This window comes from Bacteroides sp. FSHCM14E1, from assembly GCF_019633785.1.
GTDB classification, from domain to species: domain Bacteria; phylum Bacteroidota; class Bacteroidia; order Bacteroidales; family Bacteroidaceae; genus Bacteroides; species Bacteroides hominis.
Map to the genome: position 1 here is coordinate 176,169 of NZ_JADKYL010000004.1, position 25,517 is coordinate 201,685.

16 protein-coding genes are annotated in these 25,517 nt (G+C 48.5%); 2 read left to right on the plus strand and 14 right to left on the minus strand.

Features of this window, described 5'->3' with window-relative positions; all coding sequences use genetic code 11:
* Window positions 1-58 precede the first annotated feature (58 nt).
* Window positions 59-1,567, plus strand: a complete 1,509-nt coding sequence (locus ISX59_RS08440; RefSeq protein ID WP_005807709.1) for a glycoside hydrolase family 10 protein — start codon at window positions 59-61, stop codon at window positions 1,565-1,567.
* A 142-nt stretch (window positions 1,568-1,709) separates the two neighbouring features.
* On the opposite strand, the gene ISX59_RS08445 is transcribed toward ISX59_RS08440, so the two are convergent.
* The 13 genes from ISX59_RS08445 to ISX59_RS08500 form a co-directional block, all read right to left on the minus strand.
* Window positions 1,710-2,258: a chromate transporter gene (locus tag ISX59_RS08445; protein WP_005780686.1), complete on the minus strand. Its 549-nt coding sequence runs from the start codon at window positions 2,256-2,258 to the stop codon at window positions 1,710-1,712.
* 25 nt (window positions 2,259-2,283) lie between these two features.
* On the minus strand, window positions 2,284-2,826 hold the full coding sequence (locus ISX59_RS08450; protein WP_005807708.1) for a chromate transporter: 543 nt from the start codon (window positions 2,824-2,826) through the stop codon (window positions 2,284-2,286).
* 29 nt (window positions 2,827-2,855) lie between these two features.
* Entirely contained in the window at window positions 2,856-6,851 is a 3,996-nt protein-coding gene (locus ISX59_RS08455; RefSeq protein ID WP_032540177.1) for a two-component regulator propeller domain-containing protein, read from the minus strand.
* Window positions 6,852-7,023: 172 nt separating this feature from the next.
* Window positions 7,024-10,728 (minus strand): phosphoribosylformylglycinamidine synthase, encoded by a 3,705-nt coding sequence (gene purL, locus ISX59_RS08460; RefSeq protein ID WP_005807706.1) that lies wholly within the window; start codon window positions 10,726-10,728, stop codon window positions 7,024-7,026.
* A 238-nt stretch (window positions 10,729-10,966) separates the two neighbouring features.
* Window positions 10,967-12,283, minus strand: coding sequence for an LruC domain-containing protein (locus ISX59_RS08465; protein WP_122200292.1), 1,317 nt, complete (start codon window positions 12,281-12,283; stop codon window positions 10,967-10,969).
* Window positions 12,284-12,557: 274 nt separating this feature from the next.
* Window positions 12,558-13,334, minus strand: a complete 777-nt coding sequence (locus tag ISX59_RS21215) for an LruC domain-containing protein (protein ID WP_255580144.1) — start codon at window positions 13,332-13,334, stop codon at window positions 12,558-12,560.
* 6 nt (window positions 13,335-13,340) lie between these two features.
* The gene (locus tag ISX59_RS21220; RefSeq protein WP_005807701.1) at window positions 13,341-13,847 is read right to left on the minus strand and encodes a DUF4841 domain-containing protein; all 507 of its coding nucleotides are present in this window, start codon (window positions 13,845-13,847) and stop codon (window positions 13,341-13,343) included.
* 228 nt (window positions 13,848-14,075) lie between these two features.
* Window positions 14,076-15,350 carry a TolC family protein gene (locus ISX59_RS08475; protein WP_005807699.1) on the minus strand — a complete coding sequence of 425 codons (1,275 nt, stop codon included), beginning with the start codon at window positions 15,348-15,350 and terminating at the stop codon, window positions 14,076-14,078.
* Window positions 15,351-15,376: 26 nt separating this feature from the next.
* Window positions 15,377-18,412, minus strand: coding sequence for an efflux RND transporter permease subunit (locus ISX59_RS08480; RefSeq protein ID WP_032543235.1), 3,036 nt, complete (start codon window positions 18,410-18,412; stop codon window positions 15,377-15,379).
* A 142-nt stretch (window positions 18,413-18,554) separates the two neighbouring features.
* Complete coding sequence (locus ISX59_RS08485) at window positions 18,555-19,607, minus strand: efflux RND transporter periplasmic adaptor subunit (RefSeq protein ID WP_005807695.1); 1,053 nt, start codon at window positions 19,605-19,607, stop codon at window positions 18,555-18,557.
* Window positions 19,608-19,884: 277 nt separating this feature from the next.
* Entirely contained in the window at window positions 19,885-22,200 is a 2,316-nt protein-coding gene (locus ISX59_RS08490) for a family 65 glycosyl hydrolase domain-containing protein (protein ID WP_217737735.1), read from the minus strand.
* Window positions 22,201-22,342: 142 nt separating this feature from the next.
* Window positions 22,343-22,438: a smalltalk protein gene (locus ISX59_RS08495; RefSeq protein WP_005807693.1), complete on the minus strand. Its 96-nt coding sequence runs from the start codon at window positions 22,436-22,438 to the stop codon at window positions 22,343-22,345.
* 28 nt (window positions 22,439-22,466) lie between these two features.
* Entirely contained in the window at window positions 22,467-22,937 is a 471-nt protein-coding gene (locus tag ISX59_RS08500; RefSeq protein ID WP_370633247.1) for an HU family DNA-binding protein, read from the minus strand.
* A gap of 371 nt (window positions 22,938-23,308) precedes the next feature.
* Between ISX59_RS08500 and ISX59_RS08505 the strand changes: the two genes are divergently transcribed.
* Window positions 23,309-23,554 carry a DUF4248 domain-containing protein gene (locus tag ISX59_RS08505; protein WP_005807688.1) on the plus strand — a complete coding sequence of 82 codons (246 nt, stop codon included), beginning with the start codon at window positions 23,309-23,311 and terminating at the stop codon, window positions 23,552-23,554.
* A gap of 18 nt (window positions 23,555-23,572) precedes the next feature.
* Here the strand turns inward: ISX59_RS08505 and ISX59_RS08510 are convergent, their stop codons facing one another.
* Window positions 23,573-25,441, minus strand: a complete 1,869-nt coding sequence (locus ISX59_RS08510) for a bifunctional DNA primase/helicase (protein WP_220575815.1) — start codon at window positions 25,439-25,441, stop codon at window positions 23,573-23,575.
* Window positions 25,442-25,517: the final 76 nt, after the last annotated feature.

Here is a 25,517-nt window from a genome sequence, read left to right on the forward strand (position 1 = left end):
GCCGTTGCAAATGAGGAGCAAAATTGTATCTTTGCACCACATTTTTATGAAACCGATTATGAACCTGAGAAAATTGATTCTTCTTTTAGCTCTCTTCCTTGCAACAGGAGTGGGGGCACAAATCCAACAACAAAGCCCTTATCCGAAGAGAGAATTCCGCGGAGCGTGGATACAGGCAGTGAATGGTCAGTTCCGTGGCATACCTACCGAGAAGCTGAAACAGACACTCATTGATCAGCTCAACTCTTTGCAGGGAGCAGGTATCAATGCAATCATATTTCAGGTGCGCCCCGAAGCGGATGCTTTGTATGCTTCGCAATTGGAGCCGTGGAGCCGTTTCCTGACCGGTGTGCAGGGACAGGCACCTTCGCCTTATTGGGACCCGATGCAGTTTATGATTGACGAATGCCATAAACGGGGAATGGAGTTCCATGCGTGGATCAACCCTTATCGGGTAAAGACATCGCTCAAGAGTGAACTGGCAGCCAATCACCTGTACAATATCCATCCTGAATGGTTTGTCACCTACAATAATCAATTGTATTTTGATCCGGCATTGCCCGAGAGCCGCCGTCACATCTGTATGGTGGTGGCAGACATTGTTTCGCGTTACGATGTGGATGCCATCCATATGGACGACTACTTTTATCCTTATCCGGCAAAGGGTGTCGACTTCCCCGATGATGCGAGCTTTGCCCGTTACGGCGGAGGATTCACCAACCGTGCCGACTGGCGCCGAAGCAACGTGAACATACTGATCCAGAAGATTCATGAAACCATCCGTGGCTTGAAACCCTGGGTGAAGTTCGGTATCAGTCCGTTCGGTATTTACCGTAACGAGAAGAACGATCCGTTGGGTAGTAAAACAAATGGTTTGCAGAATTACGATGACCTGTATGCCGATGTATTGCTCTGGGCGCGTAATGGCTGGGTGGATTATAACATCCCGCAGATATACTGGCAGATAGGTCACCCCGCTGCCGATTATGAAACCCTGGTGAAGTGGTGGGCAAAGAATACGGAGAACCGTCCTTTGTTCATCGGCCAATCCGTAATGAATACGGTTCAGAATGCCGATCCGAAAAATCCGTCCATTAATCAGTTGCCTCGCAAGATGGCTCTGGAAAGAGCTTATCAGACTATCGGCGGAAGTTGCCAATGGCCGGCAAGCGCTGTGGTGGAAAATGCCGGGAAGTATCGGGACGCACTTGTGCAAGAGTATCATAAGTATCCTGCTCTGGTTCCTGTCTTTGATTTTATGGACGATAAGGCTCCGGGCAAGGTGCGTAAAGTGAAAAAAGTGTGGACGGAAGATGGCTATATGCTTTTCTGGACTGCTCCGAAAGCAAAAGACGAGATGGACCGTGCCGTGCAATATGTGGTTTACCGTTTTGATGGAAAAGAGAAAGTGAACATTGATGACGCTTCGCATATCGTTGCCATTACCCGAAACAATTTCTATAAACTTCCCTACGATGACGGAAAGACCAAATACCGTTATGTTGTGACAGCACTCGACCGCTTGCACAATGAATCGAAATCGGTAAGTAAGAAGGTGAAATTATAAAGTAGTTCACCACAGAGTAACACAGAGCTTTTTTTAGACATAAGAACAAAAGAACAGGCTATTCTTTATTTGTTCTTATGTTCTTTTGTCTGAAAACTCTGTGGTTCATCAATGTGTCATCCTGTGGTTCATCAATCCTCTCCTAATATAATATCAGTCCTGCTATTCCGCAGGCAATAATCATCAGAATCGGGTTGGCATTGTACTTTTTCGTTCCGATAAAGGCCACTAAGAAGATGATAATGCTGATTACAAATGTATAAGTATCCCCTGTCGGTGAACCGAAATTCTCCGTATTCATCAAGACCAGTGCTGCCGACGCCAGCAGTCCTACTACGGCAGGTCGGAGTCCGCTGAAAACAGCTTCTACGGCAGGATGTTTTTGGTATTTCAGAAAAAACTTACTGATGGTGAGCATCAGGATAAAAGAGGGGAGCACTACTGCAAACGTGGCGATGACAGATCCCCAGACACTGCCCGTAGCCGTAAAACCCACATAAGTGGCGGCATTGATACCAATAGGTCCGGGAGTGGATTGACTGATGGCTACAATGTCGGTAAACTCCTGAGTGCTAACCCAGTCATAGCGTGTCACGACTTCACCCTGAATCATTGAGAGCATGGCATATCCGCCTCCGAAGCCAAATAGTCCGATCTTGAAGAATGTATAAAAGAGTTGCAGGTAGATCATAATGTTTAAATGTCAAAGTGGATGATTAGCGATGTGACTGTTTCCATTTTCCCCAGCAAAAGCCACCTACGCCTGCCGCGATAATAATCCAGATAGGAGAGAAGCCCAGTAACCAGATAAGCAGGGCAGAAACAACCGGAATCCAGATTGTATACCGGTTGACTTTGGCAGATTTCGCCATACTGAAAGTGGGTGCCGCAATCAGTGCGACCACTGCCGGGCGGATACCCTTGAAGATACGTTCTACGATGGGGTTATCTTTGAAGTTATGGAAAAACATGGCAATGGCCAGTATGATGATAAACGACGGGAGCACCGTTCCAAGGGCAGTTACAAGGCTTCCGCGTATACCGCGCAGTTTATATCCGATAAAGATGGAAATGTTTACCGCCAGGATGCCCGGTGCCGACTGGGATATGGCAAGCAGATCAACGAAGTCATCCTTGGAAATCCAGTTCCGTTTGGTTACGATTTCGTTTTCTATCAGAGGTACCATGGCATAGCCACCTCCGATAGTAAAGGCACCAATCTTGAAAAAGATGCCGAACGCTTCAAGATAAATATTCATTTGATATGTTACTCTTATTCTCTTTTTTCTTACTCTTGTGGGTCTTCTTCCTTATCCTCTTTGCCGCCCTCTTTAGAGTACTTGCTGGGACTCACATTGAAATGTTTCTTAAATACTTCACGGAAATACTTGACGTCACTGAATCCCGTCATCTCGGATATTTCGGTGATGGAGTGTTGTCCGGTCTTTAATAATGTTGCAGCCCGTTTCAGGCGGATCAGTCTGATATAATCTCCGGGAGCCTGATCGGTCAATGCCTTTAGCTTATTATAGAAGCTCGTGCGGCTCATATTCAAAAGGTTGCAGAGTACATCTACATTGAAGGCGGGATTGTCTATGTTTTCTTCGACACTCTTCTTGACCGTAGCAATGAATTTCCAGTCGAGATCTGTTGCACAATTAGGAGAGGCCTCTTCCTCTTCGCTGACTTCAAGGTTGGCATATTTGCTTTTCAGCAGTGCGCGGTTTGTCAGCAAGTTGGCAATGGTTGCTTTCAGAATGCCGATGTTGAACGGCTTGACTATGTATTCGTCTGCTCCTATTTTCAGTCCTTCCAGGATATTCTTCTCATCATTCAGCGCCGTAAGCAGGATGATGGGAATGTGTGACGTTTCAATGTCATTTTTTATGGCGGCGCAAAGTTCGTCTCCCCGCATTTCCGGCATCATGATATCCGAAATGATCAATTCCGGCATATACTCTTTTACGATAGTCAGTGCCTCTTTGCCATTGGAACAAGTTTGGATGGTGTAATTATCCGATAACGTGTGGGTGAGGTAATTACGCAATTCATCATTGTCTTCAACGATCAGTAAACGTTGCAGGTTCTGGTCATGCTGCTTTTTCGCCTTTTCGTAAATATCGGCGGGAGAAACAGGAGGTACTTGCTCCGTGCTGAGTTCGCGTGCGCGGGTAGCCAGATGTGCTTTATGGAAATGCTTGTTATCCTTCGGGAAAGTCACTTTGATAGACGAACCCTGATGTTCTACACTGTTAAGGTTGATTTTTCCTTTGTGCAGATGAACCAGTTTCCATACAAGCATCAGCCCGATGCCGCTTCCGGTCACTTTGGAGTTGATTGCGTTGCTTCCCCGGAAATGTATCTTGAATAGCTTCTTTTGTTCATTGGCAGGGATTCCGATACCAGTATCATTCACCTCAACGCTCCACGTATCGTTCGTTTCGGAAGCGTAAATGTGTACGCTGCCGTTTTCGGGAGTATATTTCAAGGCATTCGAGATGATGTTTTTCAGGATTGAATCCATCTTTTCTTTGTCGATCCATACATTCAGGTAACGGAAATTGCTTTCATAAGTGAAGTTGATGTGTTTCACGGTAGCGTATGGACGGAACGCATTGAAGGTCTCCGTCAGGTAAGTATTCAGTTCATATTCCGAAATATAAAGTTCCGACGAGTATACGTCTGCCCGTTCAAAGTTGATAAGATTAGTGGTGAGGCGCAACAGTGCATTCACGTTTCGTAAAGCCGTGTTCATGTTGCTGATACCGTCTTTGGTCAATGCTTCCCGTTCGCGTATCTCTTCGAGCGGAGCTTTGATCAGTGTCAGCGGAGTACGGATGTCATGTGCCGTATTGATAAAGAAGTGGATCTTTTCATCCGATATTTTCCTTTGTTTCCGGAGGATGATCATACGTAGGGCAATGATGGCTATCACCGCCAGTACGACGGCATAAATCAGCATAGCCCAAAAACTGAGCCAGATGGGTTGGGCAATACTGATTTCCATGGTACGCTCTTCAAGTACGACGCGTTTGTCTTCATTGGATACCGCACGGATGTGGAGGGTGTACTCACCCGGGCTCAAGTTCGTAAAGCGAATGATGTTTTCATTTCCGGGACGGCTCCATTGGTCGTAGAACCCCTCCAGTTTCCACGAGTATAAAATGTTCGACGGATAGTCGTAGTTGATAGACGATACTTTGAGTGAGAATATATTCTGGCTATAGCTCAGTTTCAACTCCTTGGTGTCATCAATATCCATATTTAGCGGAGAACTTTCTTCGCCGGGATAAACAGTCTGGTAGAAAATCTTCAGATCGCTGAGTACCATTTTGGAATAATACTTTCTGGGTATCTTCATCGTTCGGTTAAATTCGATGGCACCGTCGGAACTGCCGAATATAAAGTTGCCGTTTTTACGCAACGTGCCTGCTCCGGCATTGAAATGACTGGCCATCAATCCCTGATCCTTGGTCCAGTTATGGAACAGCTTCTCTGCCGGATAATAACTGGTCAGCCCGTTTTCGGTACTCATGACGATGTCTTCATCCGCATCCGAGAGGATTGCGTATATATTGTTGGAAATCAATGCACAGTTATCTTTGTGGTAATGAGTGAAGCTTCTCTTTTCCGGATCGTATATCAATAGCCCCGAACCACTTGTCCCGATATATAAAAGTCCATTCTTTGCTTGGTACAGCGAATAAATATACATAGACTCTACCGGCAGGTCGATGCGTTGATACTTACCGGATTCTTTCTCGAGTAAATAAAGCCCGGTTGCCGTACCTATCCACATTTGTTTGCTGTCTTTTTCGATAATGGAGGTGATGGAGTTGAGTCTTGGGTACAGGCGGAGAGTTCTGTTTTTAAAGTTGATGCGCTTCAAGTTGTAATAACCTCCCGACCATATATCGCCATTGGCTGTTTTCATGATAGAACGGATATATTTGTCCGGCTGGATATTGATTCCATACAGTGAAGACGGAGTAACATACTCCACAGACAGGGTCCGTTTGTTTATCTGGTAAATCCCCGAACTATAGCCGGCAGCCCAGATGATCCCCGGTTCTACCTCACATACAGTAAGGAAGATATGATTCTTATTACGTTCGTCCTTTTCGAAGGAACTCATGAACGAATGCCATGTTCCGTTGGCGGAGTTGTAGTAACTGATTCCATTGTTGGTACCATACCATAAATCTCCGTCACTATCTTCAATGATTGAGTTTACTTGGTCATTGATTAGTGATTGTTTGTTGCCAATGGAATGCTTTATCCAGTTATAGCCCGAATAGCGGTTGTTGCGTACCGTGATGCCGATTGGATAGTTTGCAAGCCAGATGCGCTGTTCGTCATCCACATAAAAGTCGGGGATGTTGTTGCCGTTCATTTCGTTGTGTTGGTTGTAGTCGGCTACGATGTATGGAGTGGTCTGATAAGAGTTTACATTTATCTTATATACTCCTGCACCGTCTGTTGCAACAAGCAGTTCCTTATTGTTCAGTGGCTTTATGCGTGTGATGCTGACGTCTGTCAGGCTCATTCGGGGTTGGGTACTTCGTTTGGTGTTCATGTCATAGACATATATGCCGCGTTCGAAAGTACCGATGAATAATTTGCGTGAAGGGCGGTGGAAATAAAGTTCGTTGATCTGTATCGGGAGATTGTCCAGTTTGTCACACGGAAGCAGATGCAATGCCCGATTTTTTAGTTCGGCGTGATGAATGCCTTGTTCCGTACCGATAAAGAAATGTGTTTCGTCTATTTGTTCGATATCAGTGATATCTTCTTCAATTTCATTTCTGATCTGCAGGGTTTGCTGCGTATGGGTGTTGTATAGATAAAGATATTCATCGTTGCACAGCCAGATGTTGTTATTCTTGTCGATGAAGCTGTAGCTGATGGGAGCGGGGCGGTCTTTGACCACGTCTTCCGGTAGCTTGTAGACAAGTGTGAATTCATCCCGTAACGGGTCGTAACGGAACACCTTTCCTTTCTTTCCTATTTCCCATAAGGTATTTTCGTGGTCCAGATATAGCCAATTCAGGTTAAGCAGTGAATTCAGTTCTTCACCGTTATCCATCAATTTATATCGTTTGAACTCTTTGCCATCATATCTGTCCACACCTTCATGGGTAAGGAACCACATATATCCCTTTTTATCTTTTTGGATGTAATATACCCTCCGGTTGCTTAACCCATCCTCTACACCGATATATTTGTAGGTTTGTGCAGAGACCATAAGAGGCAATAAGAGCAGAAGAAAAAGAATTTTTTTCATACAAGCTGGAATCCTTTAATGATTATTCTTTCGGGGGGCGAATGATTTTACAAAATTAATAAAAAGAGTGGAGAAGTGCAAACTTTACGAAAGGATTTGTTACGGACGCTGAATGACGAAAAAGGGCGGACCTCACTTTGAGACCCGCCCTTCTTTATTGTTGCATATCCTGTTATTTAGTCTTTTCTTCGATCCACTTACGTGCATTTACGAAAGCTTCAATCCATGGAGTTACCTGATCGCTGTGTACGCGGTCGGCAGGATAATTGGCGTTTTGCCATGGGAAGATGGCACGCTCCAGGTGAGGCATCATTGCCAGATGGCGGCCGTCTGTGCTGGCCAAGGCAGCTATCGAATAATCGGAACCGTTCGGGTTGCCCGGATATTCGTCGTAGGAGTATTTGGCTACTACGTTGTATTGGTCTTCATCGTATGGCAGAGAGAATTTTCCTTCTCCATGTGCTACCCAGATACCCAGTTTGCTGCCGCTCAGTGAGCCGAACATAACGCTGCGGTTGGTAGGGATAGTGACTCCGATGAAGGTCGATTCGAACTTATGTGATTCATTGTGCAGCATTTTTCCTTTCTTCTCGTGTTCCGGATTTACCAATCCCAGTTCCATCATCAACTGACAACCGTTGCAAATGCCCAATGAAAGTGTGTCTTCACGTGCGTAGAACTTATCGAGCGCCTCTTTTGCTCTTGGATTGAACAAGAAACCTCCGGCCCATCCCTTGGCAGAACCCAATACATCTGAGTTAGAGAACCCTCCGCAGTAAACGATCATATTTACATCTTCCAGTGTTTCGCGTCCGCTGATAAGGTCGGTCATGGTGACATCCTTCACGTCGAAACCTGCCAGATAGAGCGAGTATGCCATTTCACGTTCGCCATTCGTACCTTTTTCACGGATGATGGCGGCACGTATACCGCTCGGAGTACGACGTTCCGGAGTGATGCCGTATTGAGACAGTTTGCCTTTGAAGCCCGGCATGAATGCGAATTCAAGCGGTTGCATCTTGTAGTTCTCAAAACGTTTCTTGGCGCATCCGTTCATTGACTGTTTGCGGTCGAGCAGGTAAGAAGAAGAATACCACACATCACGCATATAGTCTATACCGAATTGGTAAGTAGCACCGTCCTTGTTTACCAGAATATGACGTTCGTCCGTCGGTTTACCCAACTTGATGAAGCCTACGCCGGCATCTTCGAGGATTTTCTTCACTTCGTCTTTGTGCTTGTCGCTGATCTGGATAACGATACCCGGGTTTTCGGCAAACAGAATCTTCACGATATCCGTTTCCTTCATCTTGTCAAGTTCGATTTCCAGGCCACCTTCTACGTTGGCAAAGCACATTTCAAGCAGCGTAGTGATCAGACCACCTGCCGAAATGTCGTGTCCGGCAAGAATCAGTCCTTTGTTCACCAACTCCTGTACTGCCAGGAAAGCGTCGCGGAAGTATTCGGCATCCTGTACACAAGGCACTTCGTCACCTACCTTACCCAATGACTGCGCAAATGCCGAGCCACCCAGTTTCAGGCTGTCGAAACTGAAGTCGATATGGTAGAGTGTAGTTTTGGCATTGTTGACAAGGACGGGAGAAACCACTTTCTTCACGTCCGAAACCTCACCGCCGGCTGATACGATTACCGTTCCCGGAGAAACTACTTTCTCTCCATTCGGATACTTCTGAGTCATAGACAAAGAATCCTTTCCGGTCGGAACATTGATCTGCAATGCACAGCAGAAATCGCTCAGTGCTTTAACGGCTGTATACAAACGGGCGTCTTCCCCTTCCTGAGAGCGGCAAGGCCACATCCAGTTGGCGGAAAGTGATACGCTGTCCAAACCTTCGGCCAGCGGAGCCCATACCAGATTGGTCAGCGCTTCGGATACGGAAAGGATGGAACCTGCTGCCGGATCGGCCAGTGCGGCCTGCGGAGCATGTCCGATAGAAGTAGCGATACCTTTCTCGCCACGATAGTCGAGTGCAACGACACCACAGTCGCTCAAAGGCAACTGGATTTCTCCCTGGCACTGCTGGCGGGCTACTTTACCCGTAACCGAACGGTCCACCTTATTAGTCAGCCAGTCTTTACAAGCCACGGCTTCCAGCTGCAACACCCGGGTCAGATATTCGTGAAGTTTGGATGTTTCATATTCCGGCATTGTATAGTGACGTTCTACGGTCTTGTCTATCATGTAAGTTTTGGGAGAAGAACCGAACATCTGGTCTACGGCCAGGTCGAACGGACGGACGCCGTCGGCTTGCTGGAAAGCAAAACGATGATCTCCGGTCGTTTCACCTACCACGTACATCGGAGCGCGTTCACGTTCGGCAATTTGGCGTACGTGTTCGATGGCCTCTTCTTTAATAAGGAGTCCCATGCGTTCCTGGCTTTCGTTTGCTATAATTTCTTTGGCCGACAACGTTTTGTCACCGATAGGCAGCTTACTCATGTCAATAAGCCCGCCGCACTCTTCCACCAGTTCGGAGAGGCAGTTTACGTGTCCGGCCGAACCGTGGTCATGGATAGATACTACCGGGTTTTCGTCCTCTTCGCAAAGGGCACGAACCACATTGTTGGCGCGTTTCTGCATTTCCGCATTGGCGCGCTGTACGGCATTCAGTTCGATACCGCTGCTGTAACGGCCTGTATCTACCGACGAAACCGAACCGCCGCCCAATCCGATACGGTAATTGTCACCGCCGATCACTACTACTTTGTTTCCGGCTTCCGGCTGTCCTTTCAGGCAGTCGCGTTGTGTGCCGTAACCTACGCCTCCGGCAAGCATGATTACTTTGTCGTAACCATAAGTTTCATTGTTTTCCGTATGTTCAAAAGTCAGTACCGAACCGCAGATCAATGGTTGGCCGAACTTGTTGCCAAAATCACTCGCTCCGTTGGAAGCTTTGATCAGGATCTGTTCCGGAGTCTGGTATAACCATTTGCGTACCGGCAGGATTTCTTCCCATTCGCGTCCTTCTTCCGTGCGTGGATAAGAAGTCATGTAGACGGCTGTTCCGGCAATCGGCCATGAACCTTTACCTCCGCCCATACGGTCGCGAATCTCTCCTCCTGTACCTGTCGATGCACCGTTGAAAGGTTCTACTGTGGTGGGGAAGTTATGGGTTTCCGCTTTCAGCGAAATGACGCTTTTGATATCTTTTATCCGGAAGAAATCGGGTTTGGAGTGGTCTGCCGGGGCAAACTGTTCAATTACCGGACCTTCGGCAAAAGCCACGTTGTCTTTGTAAGCTGAGATGATTTTGTTCGGATTCTCCTGAGTAGTCTTTTTAATCATCTGGAAGAGGGACGATTCCTGCTCTACGCCGTCGATGATAAATGTTCCGCCAAAGATTTTGTGACGGCAGTGTTCCGAGTTGATTTGTGCGAATCCGAAAACTTCCGAGTCAGTCAGGCGGCGTCCAAGATCCGATTCTACCTTTTTCAGGTAGTCCATTTCTTCTTTTGACAGGGCGAGACCTTCTTTTTCATTGTAGGCTTCCAGATCGTCTATATAGATAATGGCTTCCGGTTGGCGGTTGGTCGTGAATACGTTTTGGTCGAGACCTTTGTACATGCGTTGCAGCATTGGGTCATAGTCGGCATTTTCATCTTTTACAGGGAAATACTCCTCGATACGGCTGATACCTTCGAGTCCCATGTTCTGGGTGATTTCTACTGCGTTGGTACTCCATGGAGTAATCATCTCACGTCGTGGCCCAACAAAGCAGCCTTGCAGGTTTTCTTCACTTTCCGGCACGGCTTCACCAAAAAGCCAGCAGAGTTTGTTGTTGTCGTTCGCGTTAAGTTCATGGTTGCTCTCTACGGCAATCACGCTCTTGGAAGGGGTTCTGAAAAAAAGAATCATGTGTGTATATACGATTTTGTTTTCTTTGCGTGCAAAGATAAGCAAATTCGTTGGTGGTGAGAAAGAAATGCAATAAAAAAACTTCAGCCTGCCGTGGAATGAGACAACGGGCAGGCTGAAGGCAAAAACTAATCTGATTTGTGATTCTGAAAGTTGCCGGCTTGAGGGCGAATTCTGCCAACAACTTTCGCGCAATCCTTAGAAAACCGATACTAATTTTTACTATTGAGATGAAGGATTAGTGTTTTTGGGGATCGATGTATAAACTACTAATTTGGGGGTAATTATACCATTTAGATTCTTCTACATTATTTTCCAACTCATATCCTCCGGTCACCAACCAGCTCTTAAATTTCGGATAAACTTTCAGTAAATCTTGTTTCTCTATTGCCCATCCCATTTCAACAGGTGCTTTCAGTGCCCATACAAAACCGTCTTTATTGCAATAATAGTTCTTTCCAGCCTCTTTCCGGTCAGTTTCATAACCTTTATATAATTCAGTAGGCTTGAATCCGACGAAGTGTATTTCACGTCCGTTCTCGGTGTTTTGGAGGAAATAGTCAAAGTCGTATGCGGTAGAGAAATTGTTGAATATGAAATTAGAATCATCTAACGTCACTTTCAATTTGAATGAAAAAATGATAGTCGGTGTTTCCGCACTGGAGGAGATCAATTTACCTGCTTGTGTGTTGTAGAATTGGGTTCCGTCTGAGCCTTTTAGGTTATCAAGTCCTGTCAAGGCAAATATGGGACTTGAAGCATTTGCGAGAAACTCTACACCAATACCTTTAGTAGCCGATTCAATTTTAAAATCTGTGATCTTATCTTTGGTTATTGTGGGGGAATCAATGAGATCTCCATTCATGTCCGTTGCTTTACCCGGCAACTGGATGCAGAAACGATAAGGCAGACTTCCTCCCATTGCACGTAGCTTCAGGCTGATGGTAATATCCAAATAGTCATTTTTTCTGTCAGAGGATCCGCTCCAAGTCGTTTGTGCCCGATAGTTTATCACGAAGTCGTTGAAATCATAGTCTCCCAATTCAGGCCACATGTCTTCAAACATAAGTGTACCATATTTATTTTTAGCGGGTTTATATATAGTGGAAGTAGGCCAGCCACCTTCTGATACTCCTCTATCCGGAAACAAGCAGTCGGCTTCCCAACGGTTCGCTAAACTTCGTGTGAGGTTTTTTGACTTGATGCTTATCTTTTGAGTTTCGTATCCCCCGTTGGTTACCGGATATTTGATCCAGATGGCATTATTGGCGCTCGGCACTTCCAAAGAAGTGTTCTTGTCTCCTTCCGGGATCGCAAGGTCTGCTATCTGTTCGGAACATGCTTCGTCCAGATAGATGGAAGCGGAAACGGCATGCGGCGCATTGGTCGCAAGGGTGACGGTGCGTGTTGTAGACCAGTCGAAACCATCCGGTATAACCAGGTCAGTGGTATTTCCGGTGGGTGGTACCGAAAGGTCTTTGTCGTCGTCTACACAAGATGTCAAAAGACACATTAGTCCTGCTAATGTGTACATTGCGGTTTTCATTCTTTTCATAATTTTATTGTATATTCATGTAAGTTTGCTGTGTGTTCTGTTTGAATCCTGATACAAACTTATTGTATATATTGTCAAATCACGCAAAGAATGTGGCAAAAGTGGTTGAAATGTTCAACTTTTAAGGGTCTGATAGTCTATTCGTGCGAAGAGAATCAATAAAGAAAAACTTCAGCCTGCCACAGTCAAGGGGGGAATGACCGGACAGGCTGAAAAATAAATCAAACAAATACCTATTTGAATAATAGGATTAGGGTATGAAATGTTTGATGGCTTATTTTATTGCTTGAGATGAATCGAGATATTTGAACCAGTTTTCGTTGAAGTCCGGACTGTCCGGTGAGAGATTCGGATTAGTGATCCAGCTTCTGAACTTGCCGTAAACCTCCATGATATCTTTCTTTTCGCGTGGATGTGCAAGCTTAACAGGCACTTTGATACCCCACACGAAATTGTCGGTACTGCAATATTTGATGTCACTGCGCATATTGTTTCCGGCTTCACCGGCGTATGAATCGCTGTAGTAAGCAGTCGGTTCGTAACCTCTCAGGTGAATTTCACGTCCTCCGTTCTTTTCTTTCTGGAGGAAGAAGTTCTGATTTTCTGAGATTGCCGCCGCCCATAATGCCTTTGTTCTTTCTAAGCTGTTGAAACAGTTGATCTTTAATCTGTATTTAATCGTTACCAGGTCATTGGCTGCTATCTGATGGTCAGCTTCGGTATTATAGAATGTTCCGTCGTTATTCTGTTTCCGTAATTGATCGGTGCCGGTGAATATGAAGATAGCAGGAGCGTCTTCTCCGGGATTCTGAAGTTCCATCTTAACAAGGTCGTTCCCGTTTATTTCGATCACCTCGTCGATATATTTGGCAGATGTTTGGTCCAATTGCAGTCCCAGGCGATAAGGCAGATAGCCTCCCATTGCACGGAAAGTGATTTCAAATTCAATTCCGTCTGCCTCATAAGAATCTTTGCTTCCGTTGCCGCCGTCAAAGAAGATCGCTTGCGTGTGATACCAGATAACGAAATCATTGAAATCATAATCTCCCATTTCGGGCTAGTTATCTTCCATCATCAGGGTTGCCGTTTCTCCTTTTGCGGGATACCATTGATATCTGTATGCACCCTCTCCTCCGTTTGTGTCAAATCCACTCACGTTTTCCGGCAGTTTGACCAAGGTCTCTGCACGTGTAGAAGCCGTATTGAGGGGGATGTTCATCATTTCTTTCCCTTTGCTTGTAGCATACTGTACGTATAATGCCCGGTCTGCCTTGGCTACATCCAGCCGGATGTTTTTGGCAACTTCGGATACAGGCAGTTCTGTCAGTAAACTTGCGTCGGTGCATGATTCGTCGGTATAAATCGCCACTCGTGTTGCCACGGGCGAAGTAATGGAGAGATTGACACTCCTTGTAGTGGTCCAGTCCGCATCATCCGGTATGACCAGGTCTGTCGTTTTTTCCGGTTCTTTGGGTTGTGAGAGGTCTTTGTCATCCTCAACACATGCTGTTAAAGCAAGTGTTGCTCCCAGTAGGGTGTACATCATCCAATGCGTTGTTTTCATTATTTTTGTGATTAGGATTATTTACTTGTTCGTTTGTGACTGCAATATACAATGAAAAGTTGTATATTATGTTACTTTGTGTCTTGTTTTTATATAAAATGTTGATTTTCTATGTGTATATGTGGTTGGAATAGTCAACTTTTGGCAGAATAGAGGCTGCGTATATACGAAACAGAGGCTCTATTCACTCGGAATAGAGCCTCTGTCTGTATAAAATAGAGCTTTCGTTTATTCGCTGATAACCTTTCTGTATTCTGCCACTGCCATTTTCTCTGCCAGGTAAGCATTAATCAGGCTGGTATGTGCCTGTGTCCACGAAAGTTGTGCCGAGAGTACGTCGACCATATTTGCTTTTCCTTCGTTGTAGGAGAAGGTGATCAGGTCCAGGTTTTCTTCTGCCAGCTCTTTATTTTCTTTGGCTGTCTTCACCTGCTCTTCCGTTTCCTGCAGCTTGGTCAGTGCGGCAGCCAGTTCCTGGTTGATCTGGTCTACTACGTAGCTTTGCTGCAACTTCTGTATACCCGTGTAGGCTTTCTGTTGCCGGTTGGTCTTGAACCTGGCTCCCCAGCGTAGCACGGGGATATTTACGCTCATGCCTACGATGGGGGTAAACTTCACGTCATATCCCATGTTGGGAGAAGCGGTGGTCCATCCGCCGGTGACGTACATGCTTACTTGCGGATTGTACTGGCTCAGGGCTGCCTTGCGTTGCGCCTCGCTTTTCTGGATGTTGACTTCTGTGCTGGCAAAGTCGGCACGGCGTTGCAGTACGTCGTCCAGTGGGAGCAAGGTGACAGGCGGACACACGACACCGATGGAGCAAAGGCTGTCTACGGGAGCGTTGGGTTCTTCTCCCATCAGGATATTGAGTTTCTGTAGAGCCAGTGTATAATTCTGGCGTGCGCTGATGTATTGAAGTTCGGCTTCCTTACGGCGTGTCGAAATCATCAGCAGGTCGGTGCGGCTGATAGCGCCGTCTTTAAAACGGTCTTGGATGATTTCATATTGTTTTTCTACGATTTCCTGATATTGTGCCGAAGCATTGAGCATGGCACGGGCTGAAGAGGCGTTCCAATAAAAGGCGTCACTCTGATAGTGAATCTGGTCGCGTGTCAGCTCTTCGCTCAGCTGATCGAGTTTTTCGTCAGCTTGGGCTATACGGTTTTGGGCTTGCAGGGCGCCGCCTGTATAGAGTGGCTGCGACACGACGAATACCCCTTGATAAGTGTGGTTGCGGTATTGTCCGGCCGGTCCGTCCCAGGAGTCCATCTCTTTCAGGTTCAGTGTTCCCTCGGCGGAGATGTCCACTTTGGGCAGGAATCCTGTAAAGGCTATTTTCCGTGCGTCCGTGCTTGCCATTGATTTCAGATGCTGCTGTTTCAGCACCTGGCTGTAAGCTTCCACACGGTCACGATATGCCTCACGGCTCAGATGCGGGGCTTGTGCCTGCACTTGTGTACAAAGTCCCAATGCAAACAGAAGTATAAGTTTATTCTTCATCATATACTTTTAAATTTTAGTTCATTTCTTTATCCCTTAATCCTGTGGATGGCGCAATAAGCTACCGGAAGCACAAACAGTGTCAGTGCCGAAGCCACAAGCAGTCCGCCCATGATGGTAGCCGCCATTCCGCCGAACATGGCGTCGAACAGCAACGGAAGCATACCTAAGATCGTTGTACCCGAAGCCATGGCCACCGGTACGATACGGCTGACGGTTGCCTTTATCACGGCTTCGCGCGGATCGAGTCCCGATCGACTTTCGATGTCGATCTGGTCCACCAGTACAATGGCATTTTTGATGTTCATACCGATCAGTCCCAGCAAACCGAGGATGGCGAAGAAGTCGAACGACTTGCCTAACAGCAGCAATCCCAGTACGATACCGATAAATATCAGCGGCAGCATCAGCAAGATTACCGTCGGCTTACGGTAGGTTTTAAACAGCAGCAGCAGGGTGGTGAACATCAGGAAGAAGGTCAGCGGCAGGTTTTTTGCCAGAGCTTCGTTCGATTCCACCTGGCTTTCCTGTTCGCCGAAGTATTTCAGGGTGTATCCTTCCGGAACCTTGATCTCTTTTTGCACCTGCGACCATATCTGGTTGAAGGCCGCGATGGCATTCACTCCCCTCCGGGGATCGCATTGCGCCATCATCACCATCTGGCGGTTGTAGTCCTTCACATTTGAGAAGCGATAGCGGAAGTCGAACTCCGACACTACCTGCTCCAGGCTGGTGGTTTCCGGCCCGTTGCCGAATACCGGTAATGTACGCAGGTCGTTGATGCGGAAGGAATCCGTCACACTGTTGCCTTTCAGCAGAATCGGCAGCACCTGGTCTCCTTCGCGGAATTCACCGAGAGTCATGCCGTTTGTCCCGATCTGGATGCTTTGAGCCATGCCTTGGCGGGAGACTCCCAGGGGTTGTGCCCGTTCCGGGCTGTAGATCGGTTTCCAGATGGGTATTTTATTTCCCCACGAGTTACGTATATTAATAAGGTCAGGGTTCCGGTGCATGATCTCCAGTGCCCGGTTGGTCAGTGCCACCAGCGTGTCCACATTGGGCCCGATGAAACCGATTTCGATGGCTGCATCCACAGCCGGCGACAGTTTGAAGAGGCTCGTACGGGTGATGGCGTTCGGAAAGTTGGCTTTCATGTAACCGTCGAACTGTTCTTCATACTCTTTGGTATACTTGCTGTCGTTCAGTTCCACCAATACATTGGCAAAGTTCGGCTTCGGCCCTACGGAGGTAGACGCCAGGTAGTAACGCAGCGGAGTGCTTCCGAAGGTGATCGATACTTTTTTCACTTCCGGCAGTTTTTGCAGATGGGCTTCCACTTTCTTCATCTCCCGGGCCACGTCGTTCACCCCATATCCGTCCGGATAAAACACGTCGGCGCGGAAGTAGGGCTTGTCCAGTGACGGGAAGAAGTTTTGCGGCATCATTCCCATCACCACCAGTGAGACGATGAAGAGCACGATCATCGACCCTAACGTCACAATTTTGCGCCGGATCAGGACGCTCAGTATCTTTTCGAATTTGTGGTAGAACGGTTTGTCGTACGGATCTTTGCCTGCATTTTTGGCCTTGGCTTTCAGGATAAAGTTTCCGAATACGGTGGTTTGTGTCAGTGCCAGCACCCAGCTCAATCCCAGTGAGATGGCCAGTACGACGAAAAGCGGCTTCACGATTTCCGCCACGGACGAAGGTGCCAGATAAAGCGGCAGGAACGAGCAGATGGCGATGAACGTGGCTCCCAGCAATCCCCATTGTGGTCCGGTGGCTCCGTCGATCAATGCTTTCCGGCGGTCCACTCCGCGGGCGATGGCTATCTGCGCATTGTCCGTCACCACGATGGCGTTGTCCACCAGCATACCCATGGCGATGATAAATCCCGCCAGTGACGTACGGTTGAGTCCTACACCCATGAAGGACATGATAAGCAGCGTACCTCCGATGGAGAAGACCAGTGAAGAGCCGATCAATACTCCGGCACGCATCCCCATCACCAGCATGATGATGACAATTACGATCAGGATCGACTCAATCAGGTTGATGATAAATCCGTTGTTCGCCTCTTTGGCTATGACGTTTTCAAGATAAAGGCTTTCCAGGTCCAGTCCCACAGGCATCAGTGGGAGGAGTTCGGCCAGTTTCTGGTCTACCATCTCACCCGTCAGCACCACGTCGCGTTGCGGGTCGGTAGATACGCCGATACCGATGGCACGTTTGCCATTGACACGCATGATGGTGCCCGGCGGGTCCATGTATCCTTTCTCTATGACGGCGATGTCACCCAGTTTTACCTGTCCGGCGCGGGTGGTGATTACCTGGTTCCGGATGTCGTCCACCGTGGTATACATACCGTTGGCTACTATGCGCAACTGTTGTTCGCCGGCGCTGATTTCTCCGGTGTTGATAATCTGGTTCTGCGATTGCAGCAGGCTTGCCAGCTGTTTGGGATCGATACCCATGCCTGCCAGCTTGTTCACCGAGACGAATATATTCACCACCTCGGTCTGTGTGCCGAACAGTGCGACTTTCATCACCCCGTCGGCAGTGACCACCTGTGTCTTGATGCGTTCGGCCCAGTCCCTCATTTCTTCGTAGCTGAATCCGTCGTCGGCTGTCAGTCCGTAGTAGATACCGAATACGTCACCGAAGTCGTCCGATACTGTGGGTACCGAAGCTCCGCTTGGCAATTGGGGTTGTATGTTGAGCACTTTGCGCCGCAGTTCGTCCCATTTTTGGGGGATGGAGGAAGCCGGTAGCGAGGGGAGCAGTTCGAACGTGATTTTGGAAATGCCGTACATGGATTCGGACTTGATCTTGTATACTCCGCTCATGCTCTGTATCTCACGGGAGATGGGCTCGGTGATCAGCCGTTCCACTTCGGCGGGCTCGGCACCGGGATAGCGCGTCATGATGACGGCCGATTTGATGACAAAAGGAGCATCTTCCTTCTTGCCCAGGCTGCTGAAAGAGGAGATACCTCCGATCAGCAATACAGCCAGAAAGAAGTAGATGACTTTGGTATTGTCTAATGAATATTTGGCTAAATTCATGATTGTATATGGTTTTGAGTGCACCACAGATTACACGGATTTTCACAGATTAATGATTTATATTATTGATAATAAGATTAAAAAATCTGTGTTAATCCGTGTAATCTGTGGTGAAATTAATTATTGCGTTGAGTGGGCACTCTTATTTCAGTTCCTTCACCGTTTCGCCTTCCACCAGTTGTGTTACGCCGGCTATTATTACCGTTTCCCCTGCTTTCAGTCCTTTCGAGATAAAGGCCTGTGCGTCTCCCGTCGGAGAGTAAACGGTTACTTCACGGCGGTTTACCTGATTCCCGTTCAGTACCCACACGTAGGTTTTGTTTCCTTCGCTTTCACCGAATATGGCACTCAGGGGCACTACCGTCATGGTTTCTTCCAGGAACGGACCTACATCGGCCGAGAAGCGGATGCTGCACGTGAAACCCGGTTTCACCTCATACAGGGCATGGTCGAAAGCGGGATCGTCGATGGTGATCGTCACCGGGATACCCGTACCGTCCGTCGAGATGTCGAGATATTCCTCCAGTTTGGCATTGAAGATGTGTCCGCGGTATGTATCGAACTCCACGCGGAAATGTTGGTCTTTGGAACGGAGCAGATAAAGGTAAGCATCGGGGATGGTGAACTTGATGCGCAGTTTCTTGGTGTTGACCAGCTGCACAATGCCTTCGCCCGAGTTCACGCGCTGATAGTTCTCCACTAACCTTTTCTCGATAGACCCGTCGAAAGGGGCGGTCAGTTTGGTGTCGCGCATATTGTTGCTCGAAAGTTCGTAAGCCGATTTCTTTTGTTGGAAAGTCGATACGCTGATTTCATATTCTTGTACCGAGATAGCCTGCCGTGCCAATAATCGTTTGTTACGTTCCACTTGGGCAGCGGCGGTTTCGTAAGCCGATTTGTCTGCTGCATACTGTAAGGCCAGGTCGCGCGGATCGATGGCCGCAATCAGTTGTCCTTTTTTGACCCGCTGGCCTTCTACCACCGGCAGGTTGATGATCTGTCCGCTCACGCGGAAGGCCAGTTTCACATAATCTACAGCTTCTACAATGCCCGAAAAGTCCTTTCTGATTTCCGACCGGGACTCTACCCTGGCCGTCTTTACGGGGCGTACTGTTGCCGCATTGTCTTCTTTCTTTTGTCCGCAAGCCGTTAATAGAATAAGTGCTGCGAGGATACATCCATAGTTTTTTCTCATATTTCCCATTGATTAAGAGTCTGTTTAGTCTCATTTTGAGGGGGCAAAGATATGAAACTGAAAAACTATAAACAGTTTTCCGGTTTGATAATTTAATATTATTAACAACCTGAGGCGGGTGTGGCGAGGCTTGGCGACGATGAACGAGAACTCACCACGGAGGACACAGAGGACACAGAGTTTTAATCTCTTGTTTATAGGATTATTTTAAGAGAAAATCTTCTCTGTGTCCTCTGTGTCCTCTGTGGTGAGCCCTCGTTCATCGTTGAAAACCGTTTTATTTCTGCCTCGGTACAGTCAAATCTTTACCCTTTTTCAGGTTATAAACAACTTCGGAGATACGGATGTTCAACTCACATCCTTCTAAAAGAGAGATTTTTATCGCCTGTTTTTCGACTTTCATCTGCAGGGTGCATCCACGGAAATTTACTTTGAATGTATAGCTGTCCCACGCTTGGGGGATGATGGGGTTGAAGTCGAGCTGTCCGTCCAGTATTTTCATTCCCGCAAATCCGCGTACGATGACCTGCCAACTTCCCGCCATGCTTGTGATGTGCAACCCTTGGTGTACCTCATTATTATAGTCGTCCAGATCCAGGCGCGTGGCATGCAGGAAGAGGCGGTAGGCTTCTTCCGTGTCGCCTATCCAGGCAGCCAGAATGGCGTGGACAAAAGGTGACAGGGATGATTCGTGTACGGTACGGGGTTCGTAGAACCGGAAGTTCCGGAGAATCGTTTCACGGTCAAAGTTTTCGTAATACAGGAACAGTCCTAACAGCACGTCGCTCTGCTTGATGTAGCACGAACGCAGGATACGGTCCCATGACCACCATTGGTTGATCGGCCGTTCGTTTGCCGGGATATCGTCCACCGTGGTCAGCTCCTTGTCCGGATAGCCGTCATCCTGTATGAAGATGCCCTGTTGTTCGTCCCGGGGGAGATACATTCCATCGATGATCTTCTGCCAGCGCGAAGTCTCTTCGGCATAATTGAAGCGGGTGACACGGCGCACCCGTGCATACTCTTCCGGAAATTCGTGGGCCACCATCTCGATGCTGTCTATGGTGCTTTGCAGGCATTGCACGCAGGAGAAGTTGGTGTACCAGTTGTTGTTGACGTTGTTTTCGTATTCGTTAGGCCCCGTCACTCCCAACAGTACAAATTTTTGCCGTTCCTGCGAGTAGGATACCCGCTGGCTCCAGAACCGGCAGATGGCAATCATCACCTCCAGTCCGTAGCGGGCAATGTACTCTTTGTTGCCTGTCACCCTGGCATACTGCATGATGGCATATACTATGATGTTGTTGCGGTGTATCTCTTCGAAAGTGATTTCCCACTCGTTGTGGCATTCTTCTCCGTGGATGGTCACCATCGGATAGAGTGCCGCCCCGTCGGTAAATCCCAGTTTACGTGCGTTTTCGATGGCTTTGGGCAACTGGTTATAGCGGTAGAGCAACAGTTTGCGGCACACTTCTCTCGGGGTGGACAGCAGGAAGTAGGGCACACAGCACAATTCTGTGTTCCATTGCGTGTTGCCGCCGTATTTTTCTCCCGTGAATCCCTTCGGACCGATGTTCAGCCGCTCGTCGTCTCCCTGATAGCTCTGGTTCAGCTGGAAGATGTTGAACCGTATGCCCTGCTGTGCTTCCGGGTCTCCTTTGATCTCCACGTCCGTCTCCTCCCAGATTTTTGCCCACCGTTCCTTATGGGCTGCCGTCAGCGATTCCCATCCCTGCTCCCTGGCTGCTTTGGCTTCGTTCACAGCGCGCTCTACCAACTCCTGACGGTCACATTGCAGCGACGACACGATGGCGGTGTACTTGATAAGAGTCACCTTCTCGCCGGGCTTCACGTCTGCTCCGGCGCTGAATCCTGTCAGTTTTTCTTTTTCTATCTTGATGGGGCTGACGCTTATCTGTTTGCTGTTCCTGAAAAAACGGTACGTCAGTGCGCAGCAGATTTGTGAATCTTCCCGCCGGGTTTGCGCCCAGAGGTAAGCGTAGTCGTTGGTGGTTTCGGCGCGCAGGATGTTCCACATCTTTTCGTCGAAATTGGCGCTTTCGTGCTTTACGTCGCCGTTCAGATAGGGTACCAGCGAGATTTTGCCTTCATAGTTCACCGATGTCACACTGTATTTTATCAGACACAGGTTCTGGTTGTCCATGCTGTTGATGTGCTCTACGTGCACTTCCAGCGTGTTGCCTTTGGGCGAAGTCACCCTGAAGTCACGGTACGAGATTCCCGCCTTCATGTCCAGCCTGCGTTCATAGCTCTCCACATCCCAGTGTGCCAGATCCAGTTCCTCGTCGATCAGGCGCACGTAGATGCCGCTCCAGTCCGGAGTGTTCGGTATGCGTGAGAAGAATCGCGGGTAACCGTTTTTCCACCATCCCACACGGGTGCGGTCCAGAAAAGTGATTCCTGCTACGTATGATCCCTGCAGGGAGTCGCTGCTGTAGGACTCTTCAAAATTGCCTCGCTGTCCGAAACGTCCGTTACCGAGGCTGAATATACTTTCCGAAGCGCGAAGGTTGTCGGCGTGAAAACCTTCTTCTATGATGTTCCATTCGTCTACCTTGAGGAATTTTTTCATGGTCATTGGGATTGTGTTTTTTAGATCGGCACCTAAGATACAAAAAAAACTTCTGATGCACAATCATTGTGCATCAAAAGTCTTTTTTTTACCGTGGAGGGACACAGGGTCCCGCAGGGTATTCATGTCGATAATCGATCGTCTAAGGATTCATTGCGTTGACTCCCAATGCTCCGAGTATGGCAGTAGCCACGGCTATCACCACTTTCAGCACTTTGTGCCAGATTGTTTTTTTCATTGCTTCGTGTGTTTTAAAATATTCATTTTTATGCCGTCGGATCATCTACAATATCTCCGTCGCCGGAGGGCGTTTCACTCTTGATGTAGAACGACACATTGTTCTCTCCTCCGCGGGTGGTAGCCGTGCTGTCGTTTGCCAGTCGCAGACTGTTGTCCACGGCAAAGCGGATATGCACACGCCTGATACCCTTTACGGTACACTCTTTTTCCGTTTCCGTTCCGGCGGAAGTCAGCGTGATGTAGAACGTACCGAGCCCGTCCACCTTCACTTTGTTTCCCTCCACCAGCGACTTTTTCAGTTGCCGGACGAATGCCTGCATGACGTGTGTCACGTCTTCCGCGCTCAGGGATCCGGTGATTTCTATCTCTTTGGCGATGGAGGCGATGGTAGCTGTTTTGGAGCTGCCCGGCTCTTGTTTCAGATAATACTTTTGGGGCGACGATTTGTCGCTCAGATCTTTGTAGCGCTGATAGCGCATCACAGGTACTGCCATAATAAAATGTTTTTTGGATTCATAAAATGTTTTCTTTCTGTAATACATCAAGGCCTTTCTGATTACGATGTAAAGGTAGTACTTATGCTTTATCCCACAGGCTGTCCGGGGCAAGATGCGGGCATTGGCGGCTCTTTGGTTCCGTAAGTGCCTTTTTGAAGATAAAAACGGACAAGAAGCCTTGCCCGTCCACTGCTTTTTTAGTATCTTAGTACTCTGAATCAATAAGTGTCACAAAGCAAAAATGAATCCGGTTCACCACAGAGTACACGGAGGACACAGAGTTTTAAATTCTTGTTTATTAAGATATTTAAGAGAAAAATATTCTCTGTGTCCTCTGCGTCCTCTGTGGTGAACCCAACTCAAAAAACAGTATGGAAAAGAAACCAGAAACCACAGAGAAAAAGTTCCGGATAAAGAGTTATGGCAAGTCCGAACTGGCCTCGCTCTATATGCCCGAAATCAGTCCTAAGAGTGCCGCAAGCGAATTGCGCAAATGGATCGGCAAGTCTCCCGGTCTGACGGAGGCCCTTTCCGCTACCGGGCTGCGTACTAAAGACAAGCGCTATACGCCCGCCCAGGTGGAACTGATCGTAGAGGCGATCGGCGAACCGGGATGACGATGGCGGGGCGGCCTTTCACGGCAGGAAATCGAGTGTTTTTTCGGTCTCCGCATTTCCGCCCATTCCGAACCAGTGTTTGGAGTCGAACTGTGTGTTCCGTATCCGGTCGCCGGTGCGTTCCGCCGTGGCGTCCTCTTCGCAGGGTGAGTACCGCCCGTTGACCGGGTTGAACACAAAGCTGCACTCGCCGATATTCCCTAAGTGGCGGAATTTCACTTTTTTCACGTGTACCCGTGTCACCCCTGCCTGCCGGTCGCGCTCTATCACCAGTCCGAAGTCACATTTATTGACGAATGCCGCCGATCCGTTGATGTCCTGCAGCGTGGGTACGGGCAGGCGTTTCGTCAGCGGGTCTGTCTGCATCTTGCGTGGATGCGCCACGAGGATGACGAGGCATTGGTGCCTTTGGGCGAAGTTTGCCAGCAGGTCGAGGAATGCCGAGATATATTGCGTTTCCGTCTGTCCGCCCGGGATGCGGTGTTCCAGCCGGTTGAAAGGGTCCAGTACCAGTATGCGGATGCCCCGCCTCCTCACCAGTTGGCGTGCCCGTTCCAGTATCGATTCTACGGTGAAATCTTCTTTGGGCAGGATGCTCGAAATGTTTTCCGCCAGATAGCGTTGCGCTTTCTCGTAGAGCATTTCGGTCATCAGTCCCTTGCGGAAACGCTGTCCGGTCAGTTTTTCGGTCAGTTTGGCCAGGTGATAGGGGAGGGGTTGGTTTTCGGGGCTGAAATAAGCTGTCCGCCATTGGTGGTTGAGGCAGAGGCGCAGCACCAATTCGTCCGTGAACTCCGATTTTCCGTCGCCCGGGTGTCCCGTGATGACGCAGAGCCTTCCGGTCTCGAAGGTGCAGAGGTCGTCCAGGTTCTTCAGTCCCGTTTCCGCTCCCCGTGACAGTCCGTTTTCAAAAAGTATGCGCATCTCTTCGTCCACATCGGCCGCTGTATATACGCCTTCCAACGGCATCTCCGGGGCGTCGGCAAGCGCCTGCGACAATGCTTCCGGACCTGCCTTTACCAACAGCTCGTTGGCGTCTTTGCACCCTTCGCCGTAGCTGACCACCCTGCAACGTTCGCGTCCCAGGCGGCGGAGCAACTCCTGTTTCAGTTCTTCCCCTTTCGGGTCGGCATCGCCGGCTATGTAGATCACCCGCTTATCTTCGAAATGGCTGTCCACAAAGCGGTCCATCCACTTCAGGTTACGGTTGGCACCTCCGGGCACCGATATCACGTCAGTGCGCCCTGCCGTGACAAAGGCGGCTGCATCCAATTCTCCTTCGGTGATGATACATTCCGGGGTGCCTTTGATGCCGTCGATGTTGTAGGGAATCAGTTCCGCTCCGGTGAGCATTTTGAAGTGTTTATGGAGCGTGGCACGGAACTTGATGTTTACCAGCCGTCCCTCTTCCAGATAGTTGAAGCAGAGACAGGGTTCTTCAAGTCCGCTTTGGGGCATGTATTGCACCGACGAGGTGATGTGCAGTTGTTCCGCCGCGTGTGCACTGATGTGGCGTTCGTCCGCCAGCCATTTCAGTTGCACCGGAGTGAGAGGGGTTTCGTTGGCAGGTTTTTGGGGACGTTGGGGGACAGCGGTGCCGTCCGGGGCTGTTGTCCGGGGGCTTGTCCGGTTTCTTTCGGCGGGGAAGTCCACCAGCGGATCTCCTGTCTTTCGTCCGCCATGCTTTCCGCTTCCGTCGTCTGCCACTCCGCTCCATCCGCAGTAATGGCATTTGTAGAGTCCTGAGTCCAGGTCCACCGAAAGGGACTTGTCACTTTTGTTGCTTCTCTGCCCGATACATCGGGGACATTTGGTCTTGATGTGGCCTGCTGTGCGGCCGTAGGCATCAAATTCGATGCCGAGTTCACGAAAATTAAATGATTTCATGGTCGATTTCCATTTGTTTTTAGGCGTTTGCTCTAAACTTGCCGGAAACGGAAATCTGGGTAATGGTTTTGATTTC